Origin of the sequence: Streptomyces aureoversilis (assembly GCF_042657885.1) — a bacterium.
GTDB lineage: Bacteria > Actinomycetota > Actinomycetes > Streptomycetales > Streptomycetaceae > Streptomyces > Streptomyces aureoversilis.
In genome coordinates this window covers 121,970-148,872 of the sequence record NZ_JBHSKJ010000008.1, presented here as the reverse complement: position 1 = coordinate 148,872, position 26,903 = coordinate 121,970, and the positions used below count along the sequence as shown (strand labels likewise).

23 protein-coding genes are annotated in these 26,903 nt (G+C 71.3%); 4 read left to right on the top strand and 19 right to left on the bottom strand.

Translation table 11 applies throughout. The features are described from left to right. Window positions 1-24: 24 nt before the first annotated feature. The 7 genes from ACFPP6_RS16065 to ACFPP6_RS16035 all read right to left on the bottom strand — a co-directional run bounded on the left by ACFPP6_RS16065 (window position 25) and on the right by ACFPP6_RS16035 (window position 10,472). Window positions 25-1,662 carry a peptide ABC transporter substrate-binding protein gene (locus tag ACFPP6_RS16065; protein ID WP_382042143.1) on the bottom strand — a complete coding sequence of 546 codons (1,638 nt, stop codon included), beginning with the start codon at window positions 1,660-1,662 and terminating at the stop codon, window positions 25-27. A 466-nt stretch (window positions 1,663-2,128) separates the two neighbouring features. Beyond that, complete coding sequence (gene typA, locus ACFPP6_RS16060; RefSeq protein ID WP_168095184.1) at window positions 2,129-4,033, bottom strand: translational GTPase TypA; 1,905 nt, start codon at window positions 4,031-4,033, stop codon at window positions 2,129-2,131. A gap of 404 nt (window positions 4,034-4,437) precedes the next feature. Then, entirely contained in the window at window positions 4,438-6,381 is a 1,944-nt protein-coding gene (locus ACFPP6_RS16055) for a TPM domain-containing protein (protein WP_382042140.1), read from the bottom strand. Between the two features lie 128 nt (window positions 6,382-6,509). Then, window positions 6,510-7,274, bottom strand: a complete 765-nt coding sequence (locus ACFPP6_RS16050; RefSeq protein WP_382042137.1) for a succinate dehydrogenase/fumarate reductase iron-sulfur subunit — start codon at window positions 7,272-7,274, stop codon at window positions 6,510-6,512. After that, window positions 7,271-9,211, bottom strand: a complete 1,941-nt coding sequence (locus ACFPP6_RS16045; protein ID WP_382042134.1) for a fumarate reductase/succinate dehydrogenase flavoprotein subunit — start codon at window positions 9,209-9,211, stop codon at window positions 7,271-7,273. The genes ACFPP6_RS16050 and ACFPP6_RS16045 overlap by 4 nt, the downstream gene beginning before the upstream one ends. A 72-nt stretch (window positions 9,212-9,283) precedes the next feature. Further along, window positions 9,284-10,126 carry a hypothetical protein gene (locus ACFPP6_RS16040; protein ID WP_382042131.1) on the bottom strand — a complete coding sequence of 281 codons (843 nt, stop codon included), beginning with the start codon at window positions 10,124-10,126 and terminating at the stop codon, window positions 9,284-9,286. Window positions 10,127-10,187: 61 nt separating this feature from the next. Beyond that, complete coding sequence (locus ACFPP6_RS16035) at window positions 10,188-10,472, bottom strand: hypothetical protein (protein ID WP_168093499.1); 285 nt, start codon at window positions 10,470-10,472, stop codon at window positions 10,188-10,190. A 341-nt stretch (window positions 10,473-10,813) separates the two neighbouring features. Here ACFPP6_RS16035 and ACFPP6_RS16030 point away from each other — a divergent pair, with 341 nt between their 5' ends. Continuing rightward, complete coding sequence (locus tag ACFPP6_RS16030) at window positions 10,814-12,817, top strand: ABC transporter family substrate-binding protein (protein WP_382042128.1); 2,004 nt, start codon at window positions 10,814-10,816, stop codon at window positions 12,815-12,817. Window positions 12,818-12,851: 34 nt separating this feature from the next. Here ACFPP6_RS16030 and ACFPP6_RS16025 read toward each other — a convergent pair whose 3' ends face one another. The 3 genes from ACFPP6_RS16025 to ACFPP6_RS16015 all read right to left on the bottom strand — a co-directional run bounded on the left by ACFPP6_RS16025 (window position 12,852) and on the right by ACFPP6_RS16015 (window position 14,467). Continuing rightward, window positions 12,852-13,043 (bottom strand): hypothetical protein, encoded by a 192-nt coding sequence (locus tag ACFPP6_RS16025; protein WP_382042125.1) that lies wholly within the window; start codon window positions 13,041-13,043, stop codon window positions 12,852-12,854. Window positions 13,044-13,412: 369 nt separating this feature from the next. Beyond that, on the bottom strand, window positions 13,413-13,604 hold the full coding sequence (locus tag ACFPP6_RS16020; protein ID WP_382042122.1) for a hypothetical protein: 192 nt from the start codon (window positions 13,602-13,604) through the stop codon (window positions 13,413-13,415). 11 nt (window positions 13,605-13,615) lie between these two features. Beyond that, window positions 13,616-14,467, bottom strand: a complete 852-nt coding sequence (locus tag ACFPP6_RS16015; RefSeq protein WP_382042119.1) for a helix-turn-helix domain-containing protein — start codon at window positions 14,465-14,467, stop codon at window positions 13,616-13,618. 235 nt (window positions 14,468-14,702) lie between these two features. Here ACFPP6_RS16015 and ACFPP6_RS16010 point away from each other — a divergent pair, with 235 nt between their 5' ends. Continuing rightward, entirely contained in the window at window positions 14,703-15,224 is a 522-nt protein-coding gene (locus tag ACFPP6_RS16010; protein WP_382042116.1) for an ATP-binding protein, read from the top strand. A gap of 21 nt (window positions 15,225-15,245) precedes the next feature. Here ACFPP6_RS16010 and ACFPP6_RS16005 read toward each other — a convergent pair whose 3' ends face one another. The 6 genes from ACFPP6_RS16005 to ACFPP6_RS15980 form a co-directional block, all read right to left on the bottom strand. Continuing rightward, entirely contained in the window at window positions 15,246-17,825 is a 2,580-nt protein-coding gene (locus ACFPP6_RS16005; protein ID WP_382042593.1) for a SpoIIE family protein phosphatase, read from the bottom strand. A gap of 210 nt (window positions 17,826-18,035) precedes the next feature. Beyond that, entirely contained in the window at window positions 18,036-18,458 is a 423-nt protein-coding gene (locus ACFPP6_RS16000; protein WP_382042590.1) for an ATP-binding protein, read from the bottom strand. Between the two features lie 181 nt (window positions 18,459-18,639). Beyond that, window positions 18,640-19,044: a (deoxy)nucleoside triphosphate pyrophosphohydrolase gene (locus ACFPP6_RS15995; protein ID WP_382042113.1), complete on the bottom strand. Its 405-nt coding sequence runs from the start codon at window positions 19,042-19,044 to the stop codon at window positions 18,640-18,642. 142 nt (window positions 19,045-19,186) lie between these two features. Beyond that, entirely contained in the window at window positions 19,187-19,369 is a 183-nt protein-coding gene (locus ACFPP6_RS15990; protein WP_058046052.1) for a hypothetical protein, read from the bottom strand. Between the two features lie 233 nt (window positions 19,370-19,602). Further along, window positions 19,603-21,258, bottom strand: a complete 1,656-nt coding sequence (locus ACFPP6_RS15985; protein WP_382042110.1) for an APC family permease — start codon at window positions 21,256-21,258, stop codon at window positions 19,603-19,605. A 269-nt stretch (window positions 21,259-21,527) separates the two neighbouring features. After that, window positions 21,528-22,280 (bottom strand): GntR family transcriptional regulator, encoded by a 753-nt coding sequence (locus ACFPP6_RS15980; protein WP_382042107.1) that lies wholly within the window; start codon window positions 22,278-22,280, stop codon window positions 21,528-21,530. A gap of 307 nt (window positions 22,281-22,587) precedes the next feature. Between ACFPP6_RS15980 and ACFPP6_RS15975 the strand changes: the two genes are divergently transcribed. After that, window positions 22,588-23,169: a Uma2 family endonuclease gene (locus tag ACFPP6_RS15975; RefSeq protein ID WP_382042103.1), complete on the top strand. Its 582-nt coding sequence runs from the start codon at window positions 22,588-22,590 to the stop codon at window positions 23,167-23,169. Window positions 23,170-23,218: 49 nt separating this feature from the next. Here ACFPP6_RS15975 and ychF read toward each other — a convergent pair whose 3' ends face one another. After that, window positions 23,219-24,307, bottom strand: a complete 1,089-nt coding sequence (gene ychF, locus ACFPP6_RS15970; protein ID WP_382042100.1) for a redox-regulated ATPase YchF — start codon at window positions 24,305-24,307, stop codon at window positions 23,219-23,221. 200 nt (window positions 24,308-24,507) lie between these two features. Here ychF and ACFPP6_RS15965 point away from each other — a divergent pair, with 200 nt between their 5' ends. After that, entirely contained in the window at window positions 24,508-25,122 is a 615-nt protein-coding gene (locus ACFPP6_RS15965; protein ID WP_382042096.1) for a DUF6542 domain-containing protein, read from the top strand. Here ACFPP6_RS15965 and ppgK read toward each other — a convergent pair. Continuing rightward, window positions 25,013-25,783 (bottom strand): polyphosphate--glucose phosphotransferase, encoded by a 771-nt coding sequence (gene ppgK, locus ACFPP6_RS15960; RefSeq protein WP_382042093.1) that lies wholly within the window; start codon window positions 25,781-25,783, stop codon window positions 25,013-25,015. The two genes, ACFPP6_RS15965 and ppgK, sit on opposite strands and share 110 nt — an antisense overlap. A gap of 60 nt (window positions 25,784-25,843) precedes the next feature. Beyond that, entirely contained in the window at window positions 25,844-26,842 is a 999-nt protein-coding gene (locus ACFPP6_RS15955; RefSeq protein ID WP_382042090.1) for a 4-hydroxy-3-methylbut-2-enyl diphosphate reductase, read from the bottom strand. Window positions 26,843-26,903 lie beyond the last annotated feature (61 nt).

Here is a 26,903-nt window from a genome sequence, read left to right as displayed (position 1 = left end):
ACGGGACTGGCTGGAGGGTGACGGTTACTTGACGCCGATCTCGGCGAGGTTCGGGTCCTCGAAGAAGTCCAGCTTGATGTTGGAGAACTTCTTGCTGTTCACCAGGCGGTACTGGGTGCGCTTCCAGGTCGGGATGACGCCCTGGTCCTCGTCGATGGCCAGCTTCTCGGCCTCGTTGTAGATCTTGGCGCGCTCGGCCGCGTCCTTGGTCTGACGGGCCTTCACCAGCAGCTCGTCGAACTTCGGGTTGCTGTAGCGGCCGCGGTTGTCGCCCAGCGCCTTGCCGTTGGCGTCCGGGTTGATGCCGCTGGTGGACAGCAGGGGCGAGAAGAAGTTGTCGGCGGTCGGGTAGTCGGCGGTCCACGCCTGGCGCCAGATGCCGATGGTGCCCTTGTCCTGCTGCCGCGCCAGGGCCTCCTTGAAGGGCAGACCGTTGAGCTTGACCTTCAGGCCGAGCACGTCCTCGATCTGCTTGGCGACGGCCTGGACCCACTCCTCGTGCCCGGCACCGGTGTTGTAGCCGAAGTCCAGGGTGTCGCCCGGCTTGAGGCCGGCCTTCTCCGCGTACTCCTTGGCCTTGCCCTTGTCCTGCTTGACGCAGGAGGTGCACACGTCGGCCTTGTAGACGTCCTTGAAGGACGGGGGCAGCAGGGCGGTGGCCGGCTCCTGGAGACCCTGGAAGACACCCTTGGCGATCTCCGCGCGGTCGATCGCGTAGGAGACGGCCTTACGGGCGTCGGCCGACTTCATCGGACCCGACTCGTTGAACGGGGAGATGTAGTTGACGCCGCTGACGTCAGCCTTGAGCCACTGGCCCTGGGGGTCGTACTTGGCCTTGGCGCCCGGCATCTGCGGCACCGGCATGCGGGCCCAGTCGAACTGGCCCGACTCGAAGCCCTTGTACTCCAGGGTCACGCCGTTGGCCGGGTTGAGGATCGACAGCTCGACCTTGTCCAGCTTGGCCTTGGTCAGACCGTAGTCGTCGTTGCGGACGAGGGTGATCTTCTTGTTGTGCTCCCACGAACCGGACATCTTGAAGGGGCCGTTGCCGATGGGGGCGTCGTTGAACGACTTGTTGTCACCGGCGCCGGCGACCTTCGGGACCGGGCTGAAGGCCGGGTGGGCGGTCTTCTTGTCGAACTCGAAGTCCGGTGCGGAAAGCTTGACCTTGAGGGTGTAGTCGCCCTCGGCGCTCAGGCCGGAGAACTTGTCGCTCGAACCGCCGTTGAGCTCCTTGTAGCCGGCGATGCCGTTCATGTGGTAGGCCACGTCGGAGGCGGACGCCTTGGCGGTGACACGGGTCCAGCCGCGGATGAACGCCTCGGCGTTCACGGCCTCGCCGTTGGAGAACTTGGTGTCCTTCTTGATCTGGAAGGTCCACTCGTCACCGGCGTCGTTCGGCTTCGCGGACTCCGCCAGCTTCGCGTTGAGGGTGCCGTCGACGTTCACGTCGTAGAGACCCACGAACAGCTGACGGGCCACCAGCGTGCCCTCGGACTCCTGGGCGTTGACCGGGTCGATCGACTTCGGCTCGGTGATACCGAGACGGAAGACCGCTCCCTTTCCGCCGCTGTCCTTGCTGTCACTGCCACCACAAGCAGTCGCCGCCATGGCCACGACTATCGCGCCGACGACCCACTTGGCGCTCTTGGCACCGCGCATGGGTATGCCTCCTCAAGAGTCCACTTTTCACTACGAGAGAGGCGCCGGCCCCACGCTGACACCCCTGACAGCGGAGACGGAACCGGCACCTCGAGTGTGCTCGTGAGTCGGCGCTCCCCACAGCGCGTGACCCATTGACCCGAGCTCAATGAACCCAACTATTAAGTACGTCCGCCTTGTAAACCACACTTAAAGGGTCTCGCTTTGGTCACATCGAGCACCCCCAGAGGTTCGAAAAGCGGACAAAGCCAGCACAGACAGACACCCGCGAAACGGACTGTTAACACAACTTCCGGCGCCTGCTGGCCGGTATTCGGACAACTTTTCCATCCGGGCATCAACACGGACTGTCCGATTCCGCGTACCCGGACATGCCGGAGGCCCGGCTCCACCGCAGTGAACTGCGGGTGGAACCGGGCCTCTCGGAAATCCGGTCTCCTGGCGGAGCGTCAGGAGTGCGGGACCACTAGCGCTTGGCGCGGGAAGCCGTGCGGCCGCGCTCCTTCTGGTCCAGGACGACCTTGCGGATGCGGACCGCCTCCGGGGTGACCTCGACGCACTCGTCGTCGCGGCAGAACTCCAGGGACTGCTCCAGCGACAGCTTGCGCGGCGGGACGATCGCCTCGAAGGAGTCGGCGGAGGAGGAGCGCATGTTGGTGAGCTTCTTCTCCTTGGTGATGTTGACGTCCATGTCGTCGGCGCGCGAGTTCTCGCCGACGATCATGCCCTCGTACACCTCGGTGCCCGGGTCGGTGAAGAGCACGCCGCGCTCCTGGAGGTTCGTCATCGCGAAGGCGGTGACGGCACCGGCGCGGTCGGCGACCAGGGAGCCGTTGTTACGGGTCTTCAGCTCGCCGAACCACGGCTCGTGGCCCTCGTGGATCGAGTGGGCGATACCGGTGCCGCGGGTGTTCGTCAGGAACTCCGTGCGGAAGCCGATCAGACCGCGGGACGGGACGACGAACTCCATGCGGACCCAGCCGGAGCCGTGGTTCGACATGTTGTCCATGCGGCCCTTGCGGGTGCCCATGAGCTGGGTGACGGCGCCCATGTGCTCCTCGGGCACGTCGACCGTGAGGCGCTCGACGGGCTCGTGGACCTTGCCGTCGACCTCCTTGGTGACGACCTGGGGCTTGCCGATGGTCATCTCGAAGCCCTCGCGGCGCATCTGCTCGACCAGGATGGCCAGCGCCAGCTCACCGCGGCCCTGCACCTCCCAGGCGTCGGGGCGCTCGGTGTCCAGGACGCGCAGCGAGACGTTACCGACCAGCTCGCGGTCCAGACGGTCCTTGACCTGGCGGGCGGTGACCTTGCGGTCCTTGACGGCGGACTTGGCGTCCGCGCCCTTGCCCGTGCCGCCGCGGCCGACCAGCGGCGAGGTGTTGGTGCCGATGGTCATGGAGATCGCGGGCTCGTCGACCGTGATCAGGGGCAGCGCGACCGGGTTCTCCGGGTCGGCCAGGGTCTCGCCGATCATGATGTCCGGGATACCGGCGACCGCGCAGATGTCACCGGGGCCGGCGACCTCGGCGGGCTTGCGGGTGAGCGCCTCGGTCATCATCAGCTCGGTGATGCGGACGTTGGAGATCGAGCCGTCGCGCTTGATCCACGCGACCGACTGACCCTTGCGCAGCTCGCCCTGCTCGACGCGGAGCAGCGCGATGCGGCCGAGGAAGTTGTCGGCGTCGAGGTTGGTGACGTGGGCCTGGAGCGGCGCGTCCTCCTCGTACGCCGGGGCCGGGACGTGCTCCAGGATCGTGGAGAAGAACGGCTCCAGGTTGGTGCTGTCCGCGGGGACGGTGCCGTCCTCCGGCTTGGTCAGCGAGGCGATGCCGTCACGGCCGCAGGCGTAGACGATCGGGAACTCGATCTGGTCCTCGTCCGCGTCCAGGTCGAGGAAGAGGTCGTAGGTCTCGTTGACGACCTCGTCGATGCGGGAGTCCGGGCGGTCCGTCTTGTTGATGCAGAGGATGACCGGCTTCCGCTGCTGGAGCGCCTTGCGGAGCACGAAGCGGGTCTGCGGCAGCGGGCCCTCGGAGGCGTCCACCAGCAGCACGACAGCGTCCACCATCGACAGGCCGCGCTCGACCTCGCCACCGAAGTCGGCGTGGCCGGGGGTGTCGATGATGTTGATGGTGATCGGCTCGCCGCCGTCCTTGGGGTGGTACTTCACCGCCGTGTTCTTGGCGAGGATCGTGATGCCCTTCTCACGCTCCAGGTCGTTCGAGTCCATGACTCGGTCGTCGACGGAGTCGAGCTGGTGCGCGGCGAAGGCGCCGGCCTGCTTGAGCATGGCGTCGACGATGGTCGTCTTGCCGTGGTCGACGTGGGCGACGATGGCGACGTTACGGATGTCGTGGCGGGTGGGCATACTTGCGGCGCTTCTCCCGGAATCGTGGATGGCGGCGCGTACGGTCCGGCACGCGCGCCCGCCGGGCAAATCACGCCGCGGCCACTTCCATGGTACGGGCCCGCGCCGACTTCGGCCGCCCCAGGCTTCCGGCGGGGCCTCTGACCTGGGGTTTTGCCCCCTTATTCACAGCGCAGGGGGCTGCAACCGGCCCGGGCGAGGAGGTCCCGCCGCGACGGCGCGCAGCCCCCGACGGGGAATCCGGCGGTGCCGGACAGCCCTCGGCAGGCTCGGCACCGCCGGATTCCACCGCGGAAGCCGGTCGCCGTTGCGGCGGAGAAGAGCACCGGCGCTCGCCGGAAGGAAGACCGCCGCCACGGCGGGAACCCCGGCGGCGAGGGTCGGGCGCAGATACCCGGGCATGCTCAGCCTGCGGCCAGGCGGCCGCGGGTCGCTCCGCCGCCGAACGTCGCCGGAAGGAGGCCCGCCAGGACGATGCCGCCCAGGAGCGCGCCGCCCAGGGCCCGGGCCGGGGGCGGGGTGCCGGGGTCGTAGCGGGTGCCGTAGGTGCCCACGTCGTGTTCGGCCAGGGCGCGGGCCTGGCGGGCGAGGGAGTCCGCGTGGCCCGTCTCCGAGCGGACGGTGCGCAGGTCGCCGGCGGTGCGGGCGAGGGCAAGGTGGCGTTCGGCCTCGGCGAGGCGGGTGCGGGCCCGGCAGCCGATCGCACCCCGGTGGGTGGTGACGAAGTCGCGGGCGGCGGCCACCTCGCCCCGTACCCGGCGCAGGGCCCGCTCGGCCCGGGCCCGCGCCCGGTCCTCGTGCCCGGCGTCCAGGGCGGCCGCCGTCTCCTCCACGTGCCGCAGCAGGGCCCGCGGGTCGTACCGCCCGCTCTCGACCTCGCGGCGGGCGCAGGCGAGGGCGCGGGCCTGGGGGCTGCCGCGCGGGGCGCGCGCCTCGGCTTCCGCGAGGGCGGCGGGGAGCCGCCCGGTGGCGCCGGCCAGCTCGTGGGCGCGGCGCAGGGCGGCGAGGGTCAGGACGCGGGCCTGGGACAGGGCGGCCTCGCCTGCGCGCAGGGAGATCGCCGCGCCGTCGGTGTCGTCGGCCGCGAGGGCGCGCCGGGCCTCGGTGAGGGCGGCCGCGGCGAAGGACAGCCGGTCCCGGGCCTCTCCGGGGTGGCGGGCCACGGCGGCCAGGGCGGCCGGGGTGCAGTGCCCGGCGAGGGCGGCGAGGGCCGCCTCGGCGGTGGCGACGCGGGGGGCGAGGGACTGCGCGTCGGCCTCGGCGCGGGCCAGGATGCCGGCCGCGTTGGCCCTGAGGCCGCGCAGCCGGTCGAAGGACTCGGACTCGGCGTCCAGGCGCCGGTTCGCGCTGGTGCAGTGCGAGCAGATCTCGTCCAGGGTCCGGCGGCGGATGTCCTCGTCCTCGTAGGGCGCGTCGTCGAGGGCCTGCCGCAGCCGGAAGGCGTCGGCGAGCTCCTCCTTGGCGTAGGCCACGGCCTCGGCGAACGGCCGGGTGGCCTCCTCGCCCAACTGGGCGGCGGCGAAGCGGAGTTCCTCGGCGCTGGTACGGACCGCGTCGTCGGTCCCGACGAGGGCGCGGGCGGCCTCCGCGTCGAGCTCGGGCAGCGGTGTCAGCGGCTGGGCGAGGCGGGCGAGGCCGGGCGGGGTGGCGGTCGCGGGGGCGTACGGCCGCCCCTGCTCCGCGCGGCGTCTTCGGGAGGTGCGCCGGGCGCACAGGTACAGCCCCAGGAGGCACAGCCCGGCGCCCATGGCGACGGGGAGCCAGACCCTGCGGTGCCCGGGGACGAGGCCTTCGCCGCCGGGGTCCTTGCTGCCGGGGGAGATGGCGGGCGGCCGCACCGGTTCGCCCCGGAGGACGGCCCGGTAGCCGTCGGCGGCGCCGATGGCCGCCCCGGCCCAGTCGTGCTGGGCGACGGCGGGCGCGATGGCGGTGTCGGCGACGGCCTTGAGCTGGTCGGCGCGGAAGCCGGAGCGCTTGTCGGCGGAGACGGCGTACTGCTGGCCGTGGGTGGCGACGGCGAGCAGCACCTCGTGCTCGCCGAGGCCGTTGCGGTCGGCGGTGGCGTCCGCCCAGGCGCGCGCCGAGCGGCCGGAGAAGTCGCGGACGTAGGTGACGTAGAGCTGGACGCGATGGGTGGTGCGCAGCCGTTCGATCGCGGTGGTCACCTGTGCGCGGCGCCGGCCGAGCGCGCCGACGGTGTCGGTGATGCGGCCGCCGGCGTCCAGGTCGAGGGGGGTGTCGGCGCGGGTGGCGGGGGCCGCGAGCAGCAGGGCGCACAGCACGAGGAGGGCGCCGGCGACGGCCCGTCCCGGCGCCCCCTTCCCGTACCGCCTCGAAAGCCCCGTCACACTTGGGAGCGTATGGCGGCAATGCCCGTTCCGCTACTGGGAGCAAGGAGCTGAATACGGAGCGTGTGCACGCTCCCGCGTGCGCCCGGCTCACGCCCGGCGGGCGGGCCGCACCGGGCGAGCGGGGGTCACACCCGGCGGCGGATCTTGCTCCCGAGCCAGACCAGCGGGTCGTACTTCCGGTCGACGGCGCGCTCCTTCAGCGGGATCAGCGCATTGTCGGTGATCTTGATGTGCTCGGGGCAGACCTCCGTGCAGCACTTGGTGATGTTGCAGTAGCCGAGCCCGTGCTCCTCCTGCGCGGAGCGCTTGCGGTCCAGGCCCGCATCGGCGGCCCCGTCCAGCGGGTGCATGTCCAGCTCGGCGACGCGCATCAGGAAGCGGGGGCCGGCGAAGACCGGCTTGTTCTCCTCGTGATCACGCACCACGTGGCAGGTGTTCTGGCACAGGAAGCACTCGATGCACTTGCGGAACTCCTGGGAGCGCTCCACGTCCTCCTGCTGCATCCGGTACTCCCCGGGCCCGAGCCCGGCCGGCGGGACGAAGGAGGGGACCTCGCGCGCCTTGGTGTAGTTGAAGGACACGTCCGTCACCAGGTCCCGCACCACGGGGAACGCCCGCATCGGGGTGATCACGACGGGCTCGTCCGGGTCGAGCAGCGACATCCGCGTCATGCACATCAGCCGCGGCCGCCCGTTGATCTCCGCGCTGCACGAACCGCACTTGCCCGCCTTGCAGTTCCAGCGCACGGCGAGATCGGCGGCCTCGGTGGCCTGGAGCCGGTGGATGATGTCGAGGACGACCTCGCCCTCGTTGACGGTCACGGTGTAGTCGACGAGGGAACCGCCGTCCGCGTCGCCCCGCCACACCTTGAAGTGGGCCTCGTAACTCAAGAGGTCAGCTCCTCGTCCGTCAGGTACTTCACCAGCTCCTCCTTGTCGAAGAGCGCGAGCAGGTCGTCACGGATGGGCGGCATGGCGCGCCGCTCCAGGCGCACCCGGCCCAGCAGCGGATCCGCGCCCGGCTCCGTGCTGTCCCCGTTCAGCCGGCACACGAGGTTCAGCCGGCGCCAGCGCCGGTCCATCGCCGGGTGGTCGTCGCGGGTGTGGCCGCCGCGGCTCTCGGTGCGCTCCAGCGCCGCCCGGGCCACGCACTCGCTGACCAGCAGCATGTTCCGCAGGTCGAGCGCGAGGTGCCAGCCGGGGTTGAACTGGCGGTGGCCCTCGACGCCGGCCCGCCGGGAGCGGGCCCGCAGCTCGGTCAGCCGGCGCAGCGCCTCCTCCATCTCCGGGCCCTTGCGGATGATGCCGACCAGGTCGTTCATGGCCTGCTGGAGCTCCTGGTGCAGGGCGTAGGGGTTCTCGGCCGGCCCCGGGGGGGCCGCCGGGTCCTCGCCCTCCGCGCTGAACGGGCGCAGGGCCTCCGCCTCCGCCGCCTCGATGTCGGCGTCGGAGACCACGGGCCGCCCGGCGCCGGGGAAGGAGGCGGCGTGCTCGGCCGCGTACAGGCCCGCCCGCCGGCCGAAGACCAGCAGGTCGGACAGGGAGTTGCCGCCCAGCCGGTTGGAGCCGTGCATGCCGCCGGCGACCTCGCCCGCGGCGAACAGGCCGGGCACGCCCACCGCCGCCGCCGTGTCGGGGTCGACGTCCACCCCGCCCATCACGTAGTGGCAGGTGGGGCCGACCTCCATCGGCTCGGCCGTGATGTCGACGTCCGCCAGCTCCTTGAACTGGTGGTGCATGGAGGGCAGTTTGCGCTTGATGTCCTCGGCGGGCAGCCGGGTGGAGACGTCGAGGAACACTCCGCCGTGCGGGGAGCCGCGCCCCGCCTTGACCTCGGAGTTGATGGCGCGCGCCACCTCGTCGCGCGGGAGCAGCTCGGGCGGGCGGCGGTTGTTGTCGGGATCCTGGTACCAGCGGTCGCCCTCGGCCTCGGACTCGGCGTACTTCTCCTTGAAGACGTCCGGGACGTAGTCGAACATGAACCGCTTGCCGTCGCTGTTGCGCAGCACCCCGCCGTCGCCGCGGACCGACTCGGTGACGAGGATGCCCTTGACGGACGGCGGCCAGACCATGCCGGTCGGGTGGAACTGCACGAACTCCATGTTGATCAGGGACGCCCCGGCGAGCAGCGCGAGCGCGTGCCCGTCCCCGGTGTACTCCCAGGAGTTGGACGTCACCTTGAAGGACTTGCCGATCCCGCCGGTCGCCAGCACGACGGCCGGGGACTCCATGGCGAAGAACCGGCCGGACTCGCGGTCGTAGCCGAACACGCCCGCGATGCGGTCGCCGTCCTTGAGCAGGCGGGTGACCGTGCACTCCTGGAAGACCTTCAGCCGGGCCTCGTAGTCGCCGAACTCGCGGTGGTCCTCCTGCTGCAGCGAGACGACCTTCTGCTGGAGGGTGCGGATCAGCTCCAGGCCCGTGCGGTCGCCGACGTGCGCCAGCCGCGGGTACTCGTGGCCGCCGAAGTTCCGCTGCGAGATCCTCCCGTCCCGGGTGCGGTCGAAGACGGCGCCCCAGGTCTCCAGCTCCCAGACCCGGTCGGGGGCCTCGCGGGCGTGCAGCTCGGCCATCCGCCAGTGGTTGAGGAACTTGCCGCCGCGCAGGGTGTCGCGGAAGTGGACCTGCCAGTTGTCGCCCTCGTTGACGTTGCCCATGCTGGCGGCGATGCCGCCCTCCGCCATCACGGTGTGGGCCTTGCCGAAGAGCGACTTGCAGATCACGGCACAGCGCATGCCCCGCTCGCGGGCCTCGATGGCGGCGCGCAGCCCGGCGCCCCCGGCACCGACCACGACCACGTCCCAGGCTTGTCGGGCCGTACGCGACATCAGAAAGCACCTCTCCCTTGTGCTGTGAACGTGAACGTGTGCCGTCGGGGTCCGGATCGTCCGCCGGGCCGCCTAGAAGAAGCGCGGGTCGTCGAAGACGCCACTGGCCACCAGGTAGACGTAGAAGTCGGCGACCGCCACGCTGACCAGCGAGGCCCAGGCGAGCTGCATGTGGCGGGCGTTGAGCGCGCTGACCCAGCCCCACATGCGATAGCGCACGGGGTGCTTGGAGAAGGTGCGGATCCGGCCGCCGACGATGTGCCGGCACGAGTGGCAGGAGAGGGTGTACGCCCAGATCAGAACGATGTTGGCGAGAAGGACGAGGGTGCCGAGGCCCATGTGGCCCCACTCGCCCCGCGCATTGCGGAAGCCGAGCGCCGCGTCGTAGGTGAGGATGCCCGCGACGATCACCGCGAAGTAGAAGAAGTAGCGGTGGATGTTCTGCAGGACCAGCGGGAAGCGCGTCTCGCCGGTGTACTTGCGGTGCGGCTCGGCGACGGCGCAGGCCGGCGGCGAGGCCCAGAAGCCGCGGTAGTACGCCTTGCGGTAGTAGTAGCAGGTCAGCCGGAAGCCGAGCGGGAAGATCAGGATCAGCAGGGCCGGCGACAGGCTCCACCAGGAGCCGAAGACCTCCCAGTCCGCGCCGTCCTTCATCGGGACGCAGTTCTCCGCGATGCAGGGCGAGTAGAACGGGGAGACGTAGGGCGCCGCGTAGTAGTCGTCGCCCGCGAAGGCCCGCCAGGTCGAGTAGACGACGAAGGCGAACAGCCCGGCCGCGGTGGCGGCGGGCTGCAGCCACCAGCGGTCGGCGCGCAGGTGGCGGGCGGGGATCGTGGCGCGCGAGGGGTGATGGACCCCGCCTTGGGCGGGCACCCCGGCGGAGGTCGCGGATCGGGGGTCGGTACCAGTGGCCAAGAGGGACTCCGGGGAGGAGCGGAAGGGGGTGGGTCGGTTGCTGCCGCGCTGCCCGGCCCCGTCAGGGGGCGTGCCGGTCCCGGGCGCCGAGCCCCTCCTCGTCCGCGTCCTTCCACAAGGACGCGTCGTACGGGGCGTCGGGGACCGGCACCGGCTCGGGGCGCGGCCGCTCCGCGGGGTGGACGTCGCGCAGAAGGGTGACGCTCTCGCGCAGGTGGGCGGCGTCCGTGCGCACCCGGCGCAGTTCGAGGTCCTGGCTGCCCAGGTGCTTCTCCAGCCGCGCGAGCGCCCGGCCGAGATCGTCCAGGCAGCGCTGGACCGCGGTCACTTCGTCTTGCAGGGACATGTCTGACCCTCACTTCCGCTGTCGGCGGTTGCGGGTGGCGACGGTGATGCGACTGAGAGTGTCGCGCGTCACACCCCTCCGGGGGAAGATAGCGATCGCGCCTTCGCCGGAACGGGTGCGGCGCGCGCCGGAGGACAGCAGAAACGTTCGTTCATGGTGCGTCCACCCGTGGGCGGGGGCTGCGGAATCGTTCGTCCACGCGGGTGGCGTACACCCGGGCGGCGCCGTGTCGGCGCGCAGCCGGACCGACTGTCGCATTCAGTGGTGAGCAGTAGATGCGATCAACGGCGCATTACGCCGAAGGAGCCCGGCGACCGAGTCCGGCGGAGGTGGCACCACCCATGGCCTTTAACCGATCTCTGCGGTCCCGTGCGCGCCGCTGTGCCACCCTGCTCACCGCCGGGATCCTGCTCGCCGGCTGCGGCCTCGACCACGACGGCGACGGCGTCGTCACCCCGCAGGACATCGCGACCGCGCCGCGGGCCAAGGTCGCCGACGGCGGCACCCTCACCTGGGCGGTCGACACCCTGCCCAGCACCCTCAACACCTTCCAGACGGACGCCGACGCCACCACGCAGCGGGTCGCCGCGGCCGTCCTGCCCGCCCTGTTCACCACCGACGGGCGCGGCCGCCCCCAGCGCAACGCCGACTACCTCCGCTCGGCCGAGGTCGTCCAGCGCGAGCCCCACCAGGTCGTCGTCTACAAGCTCAACCCGAAGGCCGTCTGGAGCGACGGCAAGGCCCTCACCGCCGCCGACTTCGAGGCCCAGTGGAAGGCCCTGCGCGGCAAGGACAGCGCCTACTGGACGGCCCGCAACGCCGGCTACGACCGCATCGACCGGGTCGAGCGGGGCGCCGACGCGCAGGAGGTCAAGGTCACCTTCGCCCGCAGCTGCGCCGACTGGCCCGCCCTGTTCACCCCGCTCTACCCGAAGGCCGTCATGAGCAGCGCGGACGGCTTCAACGACGGCGCCCGCAAGGAACTCGAGCTCTCCTCCGGGCCCTTCCGGGTCGCCGGGCGCGACGACAAGCAGGGCACCCTCACCCTCGCCCGCGACCCCAAGTGGTGGGGCGACGCGGCCAAGTTGGACCGGCTCGTGCTGCGGGCGGTGCCGCGCGCCGAGCGGGCCGAGGCGCTGGCGGCCGGCAAGCTCGACCTCGCCGACGTGAGCGCCGCGGACGCCCGCCGCATCACGGACGCGAACAAGCCGGCGAAGCAGGACAAGGGTGACAAGCCGCCGGCCGCCGCGGCCCCGCGCTCGCCCGCCCTGCGCGGCGTCGTCGTCCGCAAGTCCCTGGAGCCCGGGTACACCCAGCTCGCCCTCAACGGCGCGAGCGGCCCGCTCGCCGACGAGCGCGTCCGCCGGGCCGTGGCCCGCGCCATCGACCGCCGGGCCCTCGCCAAATCCGTCCTGGGCCCGCTGGGCCTGCCCGCCGAGCCGCTCGGCAGCCACCTCTTCCTCGCCGGCCAGGAGGGCTACGAGGACAACAGCGACGCCATCGGCGGCCCCGACCCCAAGGCCGCCCAGGCCCTGCTCGCGGACGCCGGCTGGGAGCAGGGCCGCGCCGACGGCCGCAGGACGGCGGCGGGGGCGGACGGAGCCGACGACCGCTCCCGTACGCCCGGCAGGACCGTCGAACTGCGGCCCGGCCCGCAGGCCGGGCCCGACCCCGCCGACGAGGACGACCCGGAGGGCACCGTCGACGACCCCGCGGACACGGCCGACCTCGAGGACGGCGGCGACGAGGGCACCTGGCCCGACGACAAGCGCACCGCCCGCGACGGCGGGGGCAAGGCGGCCGCCGCCCCGGTCCGTATGAAGAACGGCAAGAAGCTCACCCTCCGCTTCGTCGTGCCGGTGAGCGCCGGGACCGAGTCCCTGCGGTCCGTCGCCGACCACATCGCCCGGCGGCTCGACGCGGTCGGCATCGCCACCGAGATGACCAAGGTCGGGGACGTCGGCTTCTTCAAGGACCACATCGCCGCCGGCAGCTACGACCTCGCCCTCTACTCCTGGCCCGCCACCGCCTTCCCCGCGACCGACGCCCGCCCGCTCTACGCCAAGCCGCAGCCCGGCGCGGACGGCTCCCTGGTGGTGGAGCAGAACTACACCCGGGTCGGCACCGACCGCATCGACCAGCTCTTCGACCAGGCCTCCACCGAACTCGACGCGGAAGCCTCCCGGGACCTCGCCGGCCGCGCGGACGCCCGCATCTGGGCCCTGGCGGGCTCGATCCCCCTCTACCAGCGCCCCCAGCTGGTGGGCGCCCGCAAGACGGTCGTCAACGCGGGCGCGTTCGGACTGGGGACGCCGCGGTACCAGGACATCGGCTTCCGGAAGTGAGGGTTCGGGTGGACGGCCCCTGGGTGGGGCCACGTCAGAGCAGGTGATCGGCCTTCCCGGCCTTGATGTCACGGATGAGCGTGCGCAGGGCGTCGCGGGTGTCGGTGATGGGGTGGTCCTCGGCGCCGCTGACGGCGATGTAGGCGTTGCCGTCGGCGTCGGTGCCTATGCGGAAACATGCGTTCCCGTCGCCGCAGAACGGGTCTTCCCAGTTGACGTGGCGCATGGGTGCCTCCCTTTGAATAGGAGCCGCGCCGTCGGGGCGCGGGTCAGAACAGGCTGGCAGCAGGGGGAGGAGTTGGGCACTCGGCTCAGCGCGGGACGGTGGGTGGTTGCTCATCCGGCTGCGGGTTGGGGGGGCGGGGCCCGTTGGAGCCCAGAAATCAACCGGCCTGGCCCGTAGGACGGTGGATGAATGCCCCAGGCTGGCACCTGCAGGTATCTGTAGCCCCAGCAGTGCCCCCGAGCCTCACAGGCCCCCGACCTGGCCCGGAACGACGGCGGGTGGTGGCCCTGGCGGCGGATAACTGGCCGCTGCCAGCCTGTCTTGACGCCCGCCCCCACCACCCGCAACCCGACCCGAGAGCCGAGCCCGTCAGAGCAGGTGGTCGGCCTTGCCCGCCTTGATGTCGCGGATCAGTGCGCTGAGCGCCGCGCGGGTGTCGGTGACGTAGCGGTACTCGGCTCTGTTGACAGCGATGTAGGCGTTGCCCGCGGAGTCGGTGCCTATTCGGAAGCAGTTGTTGCCAGTGCCGCAGAACGGCTCTTCCCAGTTGATGTGCGTCACGCTCGGCTCCCCTAGAGATCGGACATGATGCCGCTAATGAAGTCGCGCGACTCACCTGCGTCAAGGGCGGCCTGTTCCATCCACGCCAGATACCCCCGATACCGGGCAAGTTGGGACTCCGCCGAGACGAAGGCCGGACCGCTGGCCGAGTCGAGCTGGACGGTGTCGAGCCGGGAAACGGGCCCCTCTGCATACAGCGTTGCGTGACCCGCGCCAGGGAATGCTCCTGTCTCCACAGGCACCACTCGCAGCAGGAGGTTCTTGCGCTCGGACATGAGGAGTAGGTGCTTGAGTTGCTGCCGCATCACTTCTCTGCCGCCGAAGTGCATGCGGAGCGCTGCCTCGTGGATATACCCCGCATAGTCGAGCGGCTTGTCCCGTTCGAAGACCTGCTGACGTTGCATCCGATGCGCCACGTGGAGCTCGACCTCCAGCCGGGGAAGACGTGGAAGCACTCCCTCAAAGATCGTGCGCGCGTAGTCCTCGGTCTGCAGGAGCCCGGGGATGTGCATCATCTGCGAGGTTCGCACCCGGGTCGCATGCCACTCCAACTCCGCGATGTCCAGCAGCCCTGCCGGGATGGATCCTCGGAAGCGTTCCCACCAGCCACGCCCCCTGTCGGTGGCCATGGCAATGAGCGCCTCGATATAGCCCTCATCATCGCAAGCGTAGTTGCAGGCCAGGGTCCTCAGGCGTTCCGGTGAGATGGTGCGCACACCGGATTCGATGTTGGAGATCTTCCCGCGATCGAGCCCGAGCAGCCCGGCAGCGTAGTCGGTCGAAATACCTGCAGCTGTACGCATCTTGCGCAGCTCGAAACCCAGCCGCTTCTGTCGCTCTGTCGGCGTAGTCCTCGGTGGCATAGCCCCTTCCTACCGCCTTGCTGTGCGGAACCTCCGCGTCAGTGGCCACATCCACCCTTCCGGGTTAATGACCACATGAAAAGTGGCGCGGCGCCACCTCTGTGTCTACGTTCAGTGTCGCCGCCAGCACACGGCGCAGCCGGAAGAGCATCGAAACGGGCCTATGTACGTCTGCCCTGAGACAGGCCACCGGCTCAGCGCACGCATCCGCCCCACCCCACCCGGGAGTCGCCTCATGCTGCCCACCGCCGACACCCTCTGCCCCCTCATCACCCCCACCCCGCCCATTCCCTCCACCCTCGCCTCAACCCACCGCCCCGCCTACATCCCCCGCTCCGCCGACCCCTCCGCCCTCGCGTACAGCTTCACCGTTCCCGGTGATCCCCGGTCCGCCGCCGTCGTCCGGGCGACCATCCGCAGCGTCCTGCGTACCCACGGGCTCACGGCCATGGAAGAAGCCGTCCTCTCCGTGGCCGGAGAGCTCGTCGCCTGCGCGACACGGTTCGCGCCCGGGCAGGACCTCTACCACTCCCTGCGCTGGCAGGAGGGCGCGCTCAGGATCGTCAACTGGGACGCCCACCACGCCCACTCCGACACCCGCCAGGCCGCCCACTGCACCGCATGCCGCAAGCGCACCCTGCTGCTGCTCGCCGCTGTCGTGCACGAGTGCCGGGGGACGTGGGGCATCAGCAAGCCCGGGTCCACCACCGAGGGGACCCGGGTCTGGGCCAGCCTGCCGCTCGGCGGCGGGGCTTGACCCCCGGACCCCGGCCCCGCCTCAGTACAGACTCATCAACGCCTCCACCGCATCCGGCGCCGGGAACTCCCCGTCCGGCAGGGCGAGCTCGAACCAGACCGTCTTGCCGTGGGGGGTGCGGCGGCTGCCCCAGGCCGCGCTGAGCAGGCCGACGAGCTGCAGGCCCCGGCCGCCCTCGTCGGTGTCGCGGGCGCGCCGGCGGCGGGGCTGGACCAGGCCGCCGTCCCAGACCTCGCACACCAGGGTGCGGTCCAGGAGGAGCCGGAGCCGGATCTCGCCCTCGCCGTAGCGGAGGGCGTTGGTGACGAGCTCGCTGACGAGGAGCTCGGTCGTGTCGACGAGGCTCTCCAGGCCCCACAGGGGGAGCTGCTCGCGGGCGAGCTCGCGGGCGCGGGCGACCGAGCGCGGTTCGGCGGGCAGTGTCCAGTCGCCGACGTGCTCGGCCGGCAGGCCGCGCAGGCGGGCCATGAGGAGGGCGATGTCGTCCTCGCCGTGGTGGGTGTCGAGCGCGCCGAGGACGTGCTCGCAGACCTCTTCGAGGGGGCGGGCGGGGCCGGTGAGGGCCTCCTGGAAGGCCTCCAGGCCCTCGTCCAGGGCGTGCTCGCGGGATTCGACGAGGCCGTCGGTGTAGAGGGCGAGCAGCGCGCCGTCCGGCAGGTCGACGACGGTTTCCTCGAAGAGCTCGCCGCCGACGCCGAGCGGCATGCCGGGCGGGACGTCGAGCAGCTCGGCGTGGCGTCCGGCCTGGACGAGGACGGGCGGCAGGTGGCCGGCGTTGGCGATGGTGCAGCGCCGGGTGACGGGGTCGTAGACGGCGTAGACGCAGGTGGCGAGGTAGACCTCGGAGAGGTCGGCGGCGCGCACCCCGCCCCGTACGCCGCGGGTGGAGGACTGCTTGCCGCCGGGGCGGCCGAGCCCGTGGGCGATCTCGTCGAGGGCGGAGAGCACCTCGGCGGGTTCGAGGTCGAGCATGGCCAGGGTGCGGACGGCGGTGCGCAGCTCGCCCATGGCGACGGCGGCGCGCAGGCCGCGGCCCATGACGTCGCCGACGACGAGGGCGGTGCGGTGCCCGGGCAGCTCGATGACGTCGAACCAGTCGCCGCCGACCTCGGTGGCCGCGTTGGCGGGCAGGTAGCGGCAGGCGATCTCCAGGCCGGCGGCCTCGGGGTCGCCGGGGGGCAGGAGGCTGCGCTGGAGGATGACGGCGCGCTCGTGTTCGCGCCGGTAGAGGCGGGCGTTGTCGATGCAGACGGCGGCGCGGGCGGCCAGCTCGACGGCGAGGGCGGTGTCGCGTTCGCCGAAGGGTTCGCTGCCCTTCGTGCGGGAGAACTGCGCGAGCCCGACCACGGTGTCGCGGGCGACCATCGGCACGGCGAGCGTGGACTGCACGACGGCGCCGAGCTCGGGGCCGTCCTCGCCCTCCCGGCGCGGGATGAACTGCACCTGCGCGGTGCGCAGCGCGGCGGCGCACGGCGAGTGGAAGGGGTAGCGGTGCACCTCGCCGACCTGGACGGGCTTCTCGCCGCCGGCCAGGGGCGCGCCGGAGACCGCGCTGGCGTAGGCGACGCGGCGCAGCTCGGCGCTGCCGTCGGCGAGCCCGGGCGGGGCCTCGTCGCCGGCGAGCAGGCCCTGGTAGAGGTCGACGGAGGCGAGGTCGCAGAACTGGGGGACGGCGACGTCCAGCAGTTCGCGGGCGGTGGTCTCCAGGTCCAGGGAGTTGCCGATGCGGGCGCCGGCCTCGTTGAGCAGGGCCAGGTTGCGGCGGACGCCGGCGGCTTCGCGCTCGGCGCGGCGGCGCCGGGTGACGTCGGTGGCGAGCGCGGCGACGCCGATGGGCCGCCCGCTGCCGCTGTGCAGCCGGTAGAGCGAGACCGACCAGCGGCGGCGCTCGCTGTGCCCGGGAACGGGCCCGACGAGCTGGATGTCCGACACCGGCTTTCCGGTGTCGAGGACTTGGCGCAGGGCGGCGGTGAGCCGCTCGGCCTCGCCGCGGGGCAGGAAGTCGTGCGGGGTGCGCCCGCGGTGCCAGTCGGCGGGCCGGCCGAAGGCCTGCGCGAAGCTCTCGTTGACGCGCAGCAGCGTCAGATCGGTGCCGAAGAAGAAGAATCCCAGCGGAGATTGGCCGAAAACGGCTTCGGAGGCCGCGATGTCGGTCTCTATTCCGCGCAGGGCCCGGACGTCGACGGCGACGCAGAGCGCGGCGCGCTCCCCGCGCTCGTTCTGCGTGGGCATCACGTAGATCTCGGCGAGGCCGGACTGCCCGTCGGCGGTCCTGCCGGTGGCGGACGCTCCGTCACCGGCCCCCGGCCCGCCGCCCGCTCCGGGCTGCCGGCCGCCGCGCTGATACGGGATCAGGCCCGTCCACTCGCGCCCGTCGAGGCCGCCCTCGCCGAGGAAGGGGGCGGACGGGTGCGGGCGGCCGTGCCCGTCGGCCGGGGTCAGCACCTCCAGCGGGTCCTTGCCGACGGCGTGCCGTGCCGCTATTCCGAAGAGCTCGGCCGCGCGCTCGCTCCACTGCTCGATCCGCCCGTCGGGCCCGAGGGAGAAGGAGGCGACGCGGATGTAGTCGTAGAGGGATCCGGGCGGGTTGTTCTGCCACATCTCCGTGGCGCGCGATCCCTGCGCCGTGGCGCGCGATCCCTGCGCCGTACCACCCGCCGCACCCGCTGGCTTTTCGCTCACGTGCCCGTCCCCTCCGGCTCATGTGCTCGCACCGGCATCAGAAGCCCGAGTATCCAGCACAGGGGCCTCTCGGAGCACGGACTTCACGATCACAGCACGGTCTCAACCCGCTACGAGTCCTTTCCCCGGTCAGTGGCCGGGCAGGCCCAGTTCGAACCACACTGTCTTGCCCGTGTTCCCCCGTCGCGTTCCCCAGCGGCGGGAGGCGCATGCCACGAGCTGCAGCCCGCGTCCTCCCTCGTCGTCGGGGTCGGCCACGCGCTCGCGGGGCGGGTCGGGGAGGGGGTCGGAGACCTCCACCAGAAGGGTGGGACCCGCGTGGGAGTACATCCGTACTCCGATCGGTCCGCTCGCGTACCGCAGGGAGTTGGTGACGAGCTCGCTGACCAGCAGCACCGTCACGTCGGTGACGCCTTCCATGCCCCAGTCCTGCAGGGTGTCGCGGACGAGGGTGCGTGCCTTCCGGACGGCGCCGGGCTCGGCAGGGAAGCTCCATTCGGCGAAGCCGGGTGTCGACGCCAAGGTCCCCGCGCTGTCGTTCACGCCGACCACTTCCCAGACCGCTGCGGCCCCGCCGGGTTTACCCGGTTCGGGGTGAATAATCAGCACATACCCGGTATGAGGGGCCGACTATCTTCTTCTGCGGTCCGAGGTCGCCGCACGTGCGGCAGATGGCGTAGCCGGCTGCGCGCGGCTCGTCCGTGTGCGCGGGGGCGGGCGCGAAAAGGCCCGCTCAGGGCGCCGTGCGCCGCAGCAGCCCCGCGACGAGCGCCACGGCGGGGCGGTCCTGGTCGAGCCAGTCGACCTCGTCCAGCTCGTCGGGGGCGAGCCAGCGCAGCTCGTCGTGGTCCTGGAGGGGGCGGGCCTCGCCCGCGAGCAGCCTGGCCGTCCAGACGTGCAGCACGTACGGCGGGCGCAGCGGCCACTCCCCCGCGACGCGCTCCAGCGGCTCGGCCTCCACGCCGAGCTCCTCGCGCAGCTCCCGGACGAGCGCCTGCTCGGCGCTCTCGCCGGGCTCCAGCTTGCCGCCGGGCAGCTCCCAGCGGCCGGCGAGCTCGGGCGGAGCGCTCCGCCTCGCGGCGAGCAGGCGCCCTCCGTCGAACAGGGCTGCGCCCACCACCACGCGTACGGTCGTCATGGGCCCCCAGCGTACGGACCGTGCGGCCGGCCATGGCCTGCGGGCCCGGTGCGTACGGATCCCGCCGGGCCCTCCGTCGCAGCCGCGTGCCGTTGCGGCGGGCGGCATGTCCACGGACGGGAACGGACGGCCCCCGGGCCCGCTACGACGCGGCCCGTCCCACCCGCTCGACTATGTAGAGCCGGCGGCGGCCGCCGTCGCCGTCCAGCCGGCCGACGACCTTCTCGGCCTCGGTCCGCGTGGCGTACCGCCCGACGCGGTAGCGGTTGCCGTTCTCGTCCTGGCGGATGACCAGCCATGGCAGGACCGGTCCGCTGTCCGTCATCGCCCCTGCCCTTCCGCCGCGGTGAGCGCCCGCGCACGCCCCTTGGCCATTCCCGGAGAAACCGCAGTACGCATATGCCCGAGCGTACGCCCGACCTTTACGCAGCGGATACGGTTTTTTACGAAGAGGCACGCATTCGGCCACCGGCGCCCGGGGCACGGATGCGAGAAGGGGCGGCCGACGACCCTCGCGGGCCCTCGGCCGCCCCTGCGCGGCACTGGAGATCTACCGGACTACGACTTCGCCATGGAGGGCTCGGAGCGCTCCTCCGGGTCGCCGGAGGCCTCGGCGGCCTCGGCGGCGGCCATCTCCTTCTCGGTCTCGACGAGCGTCGGGTTGCGCCAGGCGCTGCGGACGCCCCAGAAGTAGAACGCGAGGGCGATCAGGGCGACGACCACGATGTCCCAGCCCTGGGCCAGGTAGCCCTTGCCGCCGAACTCGGTGCCGCCGGCCCACGAGACGAAGGCCATGACGAGCAGGTAGGCGACCATCCAGGCGCCGGCCTTCAGGTGCGGCTTGAGCTCGGCCCACGGCTTGCGCAGCTCGTACCAGGCCCAGATCGGCAGACCGATGGCCATGATGAAGATGACCTTGCCGGTCAGCGGCCAGCGGGCCCAGTACATGACCAGGGAGCCGAAGATCATCGCGATGGGCGCGATGACCGGCATGGCCTTGAGCTTGACCGGGCGCTTCATGCCGGGCGCGATGCGGCGCAGCGACATCACGGCGACGGGGCCGGTGATGTACGAGATGACGGTGGCGACACCGACGATCTCGGCGATCGAGCCCCAGCCGCGGAAGACGGCGAGGAAGACGAAGGAGATCGCCAGGTTGAGCAGCAGGGCCGGCTTGGGCACACCGGTCTTGGGGTCGACCTTGCCGAAGATCTTCGGCAGGTGGCCGTTCTCCTGGACGCCGTTGATCATGCGGGAGGTGGTGGCCGCGTAGATCATGCCGGTGCCGGAGGGCGAGACGAAGGCGTCCGCGTAGAGCAGCAGCGCGAGCCAGTTCAGGCCCCAGGCCACGGACAGGTCCGCGAGCGGGGACTTGTAGGCCAGGGAGTTCCAGCCGCCGGAGAGGTCCGCCGCGGGGACGGCCATCAGGAAGGCGACCTGCAGGGCCAGGTAGATCACCAGGGCGATCAGGATGGAGCCGATGACGGCCTTCGGCAGCGACTTGCCGGGGTTACGGGCCTCGGCGGCCATGTTGAGCGGCGACTGGAAGCCGTTGAAGGCCCAGACGATGCCCGCGACGGCGACGGCGCTGAAGACGGCGCTCCAGCCGTTCGGGGCGAAGCCGCCGTGGTCGGTGACGTTGCTGGTGTCGAAGTGCGCGAAGATCAGCGCGCCGGCGGTGAGCGCGGGCACGACGACCTTGAACACGGTGATCGCGTTGTTCGTCTTGGCGAACAGGGTGATCGCGAACCAGTTCAGGAAGAAGTAGAAGACCAGCAGCACGCTCGCGAGCGCGATGCCGGTGCCCGTGAGCTCCTTGCCGTCGTAGAGGTTCTTGGCCCAGCCGAAGTCCCACGAGCTCATGTACTGGATCGAGGCGGTCGCCTCGCCCGGGATCACCGAGACGATGGCGATCCAGTTCGCCCACGCGGCCATGTACCCGGCCAGCGAGCCGTGCGAGTACTGGCCGTAGCGCACCATGCCGCCGGCCTTGGGGAACATCGAGCCGAGCTCGGTGTAGGTGAGGGCGATGGTCAGCGCCACGATGGCGCCGATGACCCAGGCGAAGATGGCAGCCGGGCCGGCCAGTACGGCGGCACGCTCGGCGCCGAAAAGCCAGCCGGAGCCGATGATCGACCCGAGACCGACGGCCGTCAGGGCCGTCGTGCCCAGGGTCCGGCGGTAATTCGAGTGGGAACCCTGTTCGGTACTCAAGCTCCGGATCTCCTTTTCTCTCTACTCCCCCACGCAGGACACAAACCGCGCCATCGTACGAGCGTTTTGGACGACCGGATTCCGCGAAACGCCCCTGACCTGGGCGTATGTGAGTTTTGCAACAGAAAAAATGACCCGATTACATCGGGTCGAAGCCGGACAAACCGTGCACTACTTACCCGCGAGTAAAGAGCGCTCGGCGGGGCCCGGGCATGCCGAAGACGGCGCCGGTACAGGGAGTTCACCCCGGCGCCGCCTTCAGGTCACCGCTACTTCACCGGAAGGTGGTAGGCGACGCGGTAGCGGTCGGCCAGGGTGACGATCTCGGCCGTCTCCACCGGGCAGCCGCCCGCGAAGTACGTGCGCGTGACGACCACGACGCAGTGGCCGGGGACGCCGCCGAGCGCCAGGACCTCCTCCGCGAGCCCGGGCCGGGCGCCGACCTCCTCCGCGACGTTGTCCACGACGAGGTCGATGGCGGCCATCCGCTCGACCACGCCGCGGCCCGCCAGCGGGCCCTCCTCGGGGAGCATCACCGGCGTCCGCCCGGTGACGGACAGGGGCTCCCAGGAGGTGGAGAGCATGACGGGCTCGCCCTGCGCCCGGAAGACGTAGTCGGTGCGCATGGTGCGGTCGCCCGTGGCGATGCGCAGGCGGCGGGCCACGGCGGCGTCGGCCGGGACCTGCTCGCTGCGCGACTCCCAGGTGCCCTTGACCCGGCTGTCCGCCTGCTCCTGGCGGAAGGGCGTCGACTCGCCGGCCGGGCGGTACCCCGTGCGGACGAGGGTGCGCGGAACGGGCTGCTCGCGCACATAGGTGCCGGAACCGGAGCGGCCCTCCACCAGGCCCTCCGCCATCAGGACCTTGCGGGCCTCCAGGGCCACGGTGTCCGAGACGCCGTACTGCTCCCGGATGCGCGCCTGGGACGGCAGCCGGGTATGCGGCGGCAACTCACCGGCGACGATCTTCTGACGCAGATCGCCGGCCACTCGAAGGTACGCGGGCTGGTCACCGAAGGCCACGGCCACTCCCAACAGGTTGACAGTCCGCAACAGCTTGGCAACCCTCGGTTGCTGTCCGCAACTCAAGGCCATTGATTCACTAGATGTAGTGAATTGCAGCTCAGGGACGCTTAGTTGGCGACAGCACCCACGCATGCGGTGAGAGCCACCCCCGGCACATCCGCAAATATGCACCGGCCGATGCATACCCAGTCCCCGCGCCGCAAACACGCTCCGTTACGGAAGAGGGTGACGGCGAGTCCGCCGCGGCCCTGGCCGGGGGTCGTCGGCCCCTCCGGCCCGAGACGCGGGCCGCTACCGTGAAGCCATGACCGCACTGCCCGACTGGATGCGCCCACCGCGCTTGGAAGGCTGGTTCGCGGAGGATCTGGACCGCCTCCCCGAGGCACCGCGCCACACCGAGCTGATCGATGGAGCACTTGTCTTCATGATGTCGCCGCAGAGGTGGTGGCACGGCCACCTCGTCACCATGCTCACCGTCGCCCTCATGGAGCAGGCCCCCGCGGGCACCGGAGTCGGCCGCGAGATGACCATCAAGCTCGATCAGCGCAACCGGCCTGAGCCTGACCTGCTGGTCACGACGGCCGACTTCAACGGTGACCGGACCTGGTTCGTCCCCGACGAGGTTCCACTCGTCATCGAGGTCGTCTCCCCCGAGTCCGCCCACCGCGACCGCACGGTGAAGCTCCGCAAGTACGCCGAGGCGGGCATCCCCCACTACTGGTGCATCGAGGACGAGGACGGCGCACCCGTCGTCCACGTCTACGAGCTCGACGAGCCGACCCGCGCCTACGCGCCCGCCGGCATCTTCCGGGGCTCGCTCAGGCGCCCGGTGCCCTTCGAGATCAGCCTCGACCTGGACAAGCTGACACCACCCCGAAGCGGCTGAACGCGGAAGGGCCGGGCTCGACGGAGCCCGGCCCTTCCTGCATTGGTCGTCAGACGTTGAAGCGGAACTCCACCACGTCGCCGTCGGCCATCACGTACTCCTTGCCCTCCATGCGGGCCTTGCCGGCCGCGCGGGCGTCGGCCACGGAGCCGGCCGCGACCAGGTCCTCGAAGGAGATGACCTCGGCCTTGATGAAGCCCTTCTGGAAGTCGGTGTGGATGACACCGGCCGCCTCGGGGGCCGTGGCGCCCTTCTTGATCGTCCAGGCGCGGGTCTCCTTGGGACCGGCGGTCAGGTAGGTCTGCAGGCCCAGGGTGTCGAAGCCGACGCGGCCCAGGGTGGCGAGACCGGGCTCGTCCTGGCCCATGGACTGCAGCAGCTCCAGCGCCTCCTCGTCGTCCAGCTCGATGAGCTCGGACTCGATCTTGGCGTTGAGGAAGATGGCCTCGGCCGGGGCGACCAGCGCGCGCTGCTCGTTCTTGAAGTCCTCGTCGACCAGCTCGTCCTCGTCCACGTTGAAGACGTAGAGGAAGGGCTTGGTGGTGAGCAGGTGCAGCTCGTGCAGCAGGTCACCGCGCTCGGTGCCCTTGGTGATGCCCGCGGAGAACAGGGTCTGGCCCGACTCCAGGATCGTCTTCGCCTCCTCGACGGCGGCGAGGACGGCGACCTTCTCCTTCTGGAGGCGCGACTCCTTGGTCAGGCGCGGGACCGCCTTCTCGACCGACTGCAGGTCGGCGAGGATCAGCTCGGTGTTGATCGTCTCGATGTCGTCCTTGGGCGAGACCTTGCCGTCGACGTGGACGACGTTCTCGTCCTTGAAGGCGCGGATGACCTGGCAGATCGCGTCGGACTCACGGATGTTCGCGAGGAACTTGTTGCCCAGGCCCTCGCCCTCGGAGGCGCCGCGGACGATGCCCGCGATGTCGACGAAGTCGACCGTGGCGGGGAGGATCTTCTGCGAGCCGAAGATCTCGGCCAGCTTCTGCAGCCGGGCGTCGGGGACGCCGACGACGCCCACGTTGGGCTCGATGGTGGCGAACGGGTAGTTGGCCGCCAGCACGTCGTTCTTGGTCAGGGCGTTGAACAGGGTCGACTTGCCGACATTGGGCAGACCGACGATTCCGATCGTGAGCGACACGTGGCGACTTCCCGTAGGTTCCAAAGGGTCCGCGGCCCACTGGCGGGCCGGTCATGGCCCACTGCCGGGCCGGTCATCCAGTCTACGGGTCCACTCGTCCGGCGGGCCCGTACGGACTATCAGTCGAACGTATGGCCAAGGTGGCTCAAACCGCGTGTCCAACGCCGGATTCCTCCCGCTTGTCGACCTAGTTTGGTCGGGTGGAGCAACCCAGCACGCGCACGCCCCAGGGCAAGGCCCGCCGCGTCCCACCCGTGCCGCGGCCCGCGGCGCCCGTGGGGCAGGGCCGGGCCGCCACCGTCCGCCGGCCCCGCAGCGGGCCGTCCACGCAGCAGCTGCGGGCCCTGGGGCGGCTGCCGGCGCCCCGGCTGACCGGCCTCGGCAGCGGCGTGCTCACCACCGCGTGGATGCTCGGCATCGGCTGGCTGGACTCCCTGGCGGGCGGCTCCTCCGCCTTCTACGGGCTCTTCTTCCTGCTGGCGGGCACCGTGTGCGCCCTGTGGGTGCGGCCGGCCGACCTGGTCACCGCGCCCGTCACCGCCCCCATCGCCTTCGCCGTGGGCGCCGTGCCCCTGGCCGGCGGGGGCGACGGGGCGGGCGCCAAGGTCATGGGCCTGGTCACGCTGCTGTCGCTGAACGCGGGCTGGCTCTACGCGGGCACCCTGCTGACCGCCCTGATCACGCTGGTGCGCCGGATCGTGCTGATCAGGCGGCGGAGGCGGGCACGGCTGCGCCGGTCGCAGCGGCAGCAGCCATCGCGGCCCCCACGATCCCCGCGTTGTTCTCCAGCTCAGCAGGCACGATCTCGGCGCTGACGCCCTCGATCAGCGGCAGGAACTTGGCCGCCTTGCGGCTCACGCCGCCGCCGATGACGAACAGCTCGGGCGAGAACAGCATCTCCACGTGGGCCAGGTAGCGCTCCACGCGCCGGGCCCAGTGGTTCCACTTCAGGCCCTCTTCCTCCTTGGCCCGGGTCGAGGCGCGCGTCTCCGCGTCGTGGCCCTGCAGCTCCAGGTGGCCCAGCTCGGTGTTGGCGACGAGCTTGCCGTCGGTGAAGACGGCGCTGCCGATGCCCGTGCCGAAGGTGAGCACGATGACGGTGCCGCGGCGGCCGCGGCCCGCCCCGAAGTGCATTTCGGCCAGGCCCGCGGCGTCGGCGTCGTTCAGCACGGTCACCGGCGTGCCGAGCCGCTCGCCGAGCAGGCCCGCGGCGTCCCGGCCGATCCAGTCCTTGGCGACGTTGGCGGCCGTGCGCGTGGTGCCGCCGACGACCACGCCAGGGAACGTGGCCCCCACCGGCCCGGCGGGCGTGCCGAAGTGCTCCATGACCTGCCGGACGCAGTCCGCGACGGCGTCCGGGGTCGCGGGGTGCGGAGTGAGCACCTTGAAGCGCTCCTGGGTGAGCTCGCCCCGCAGCACGTCGACCGGAGCGCCCTTGATGCCCGATCCGCCGATGTCCACGCCGAATACGTTCATGGCCACCACGCTACGGCGTGGCGGCCATGAGTGCAGGGTCCCTGCGCGGTCCGGGGGTCCTCAGGCCTGGTCGCCGCCGGCCAGCCCCGCCGCCTCCGAGCGCAGGTCGCGGCGGAGCTCCTTCGGCAGGGAGAAGGTGATGCTCTCCTGGGCGGCGGTGATCGTCTCGACGTCGCCGTAGCCGCGCTCGGCCAGCCAGTCCAGGACGCCCTCGACGAGGATCTCCGGGACGGAGGCGCCCGAGGTCACGCCGACCGTGGAGACGCCTTCCAGCCAGGCCTCGTCGATCTCGTCGGCGTAGTCCACCAGGTGGGCGTCCTTGGCTCCGGCGCCAAGGGCGACCTCGACCAGGCGGACGGAGTTGGAGGAGTTCTTCGAGCCGACGACGATCACGAGGTCGGCGTCGGCGCCCATCTGCTTGACCGCGGTCTGCCGGTTCTGCGTGGCGTAGCAGATGTCGTCGCTCGGCGGGGAGAGGAGGTTGGGGAAGCGGCCCTTGAGGGCGTCGACCGTCTCCATGGTCTCGTCGACCGAGAGGGTGGTCTGGGAGAGCCAGACGACCCGGTCCGGGTCGCGGACCTCGACGTTCGCCACGTCGCCGGGGCCGTCGACCAGGGTGATGTGGTCGGGCGCCTCGCCGCTGGTGCCGATGACCTCCTCGTGGCCCTCGTGGCCGATGAGGAGGATGTCGTAGTCGTCGTTGGCGAAGCGGACGGCTTCCTTGTGGACCTTGGTGACCAGCGGGCAGGTGGCGTCGATCGTGGCGAGCTTGCCGCGCCGTGCCTCCTCGTGGACGACCGGGGCGACGCCGTGCGCGGAGAAGATGACGATGTTGCCCTCGGGCACCTCCTCCGTCTCGTCGACGAAGATCGCGCCCTTCTTCTCCAGGGTCTTCACCACGTACTTGTTGTGGACGATCTCATGACGCACGTAGACGGGGGCGCCGTACTGCTCCAGGGCCTTCTCGACGGCGATCACGGCGCGGTCCACGCCCGCGCAGTAGCCACGGGGGGCGGCGAGGAGGACCTTGCGGGCGGTGGGTGCAGTCATGCCGTCCATCGTAAGGGCCCGCGGTGCCGACCGGCGGCGGGCCGCCCGGTGGGGCACGATGACGGAAGCC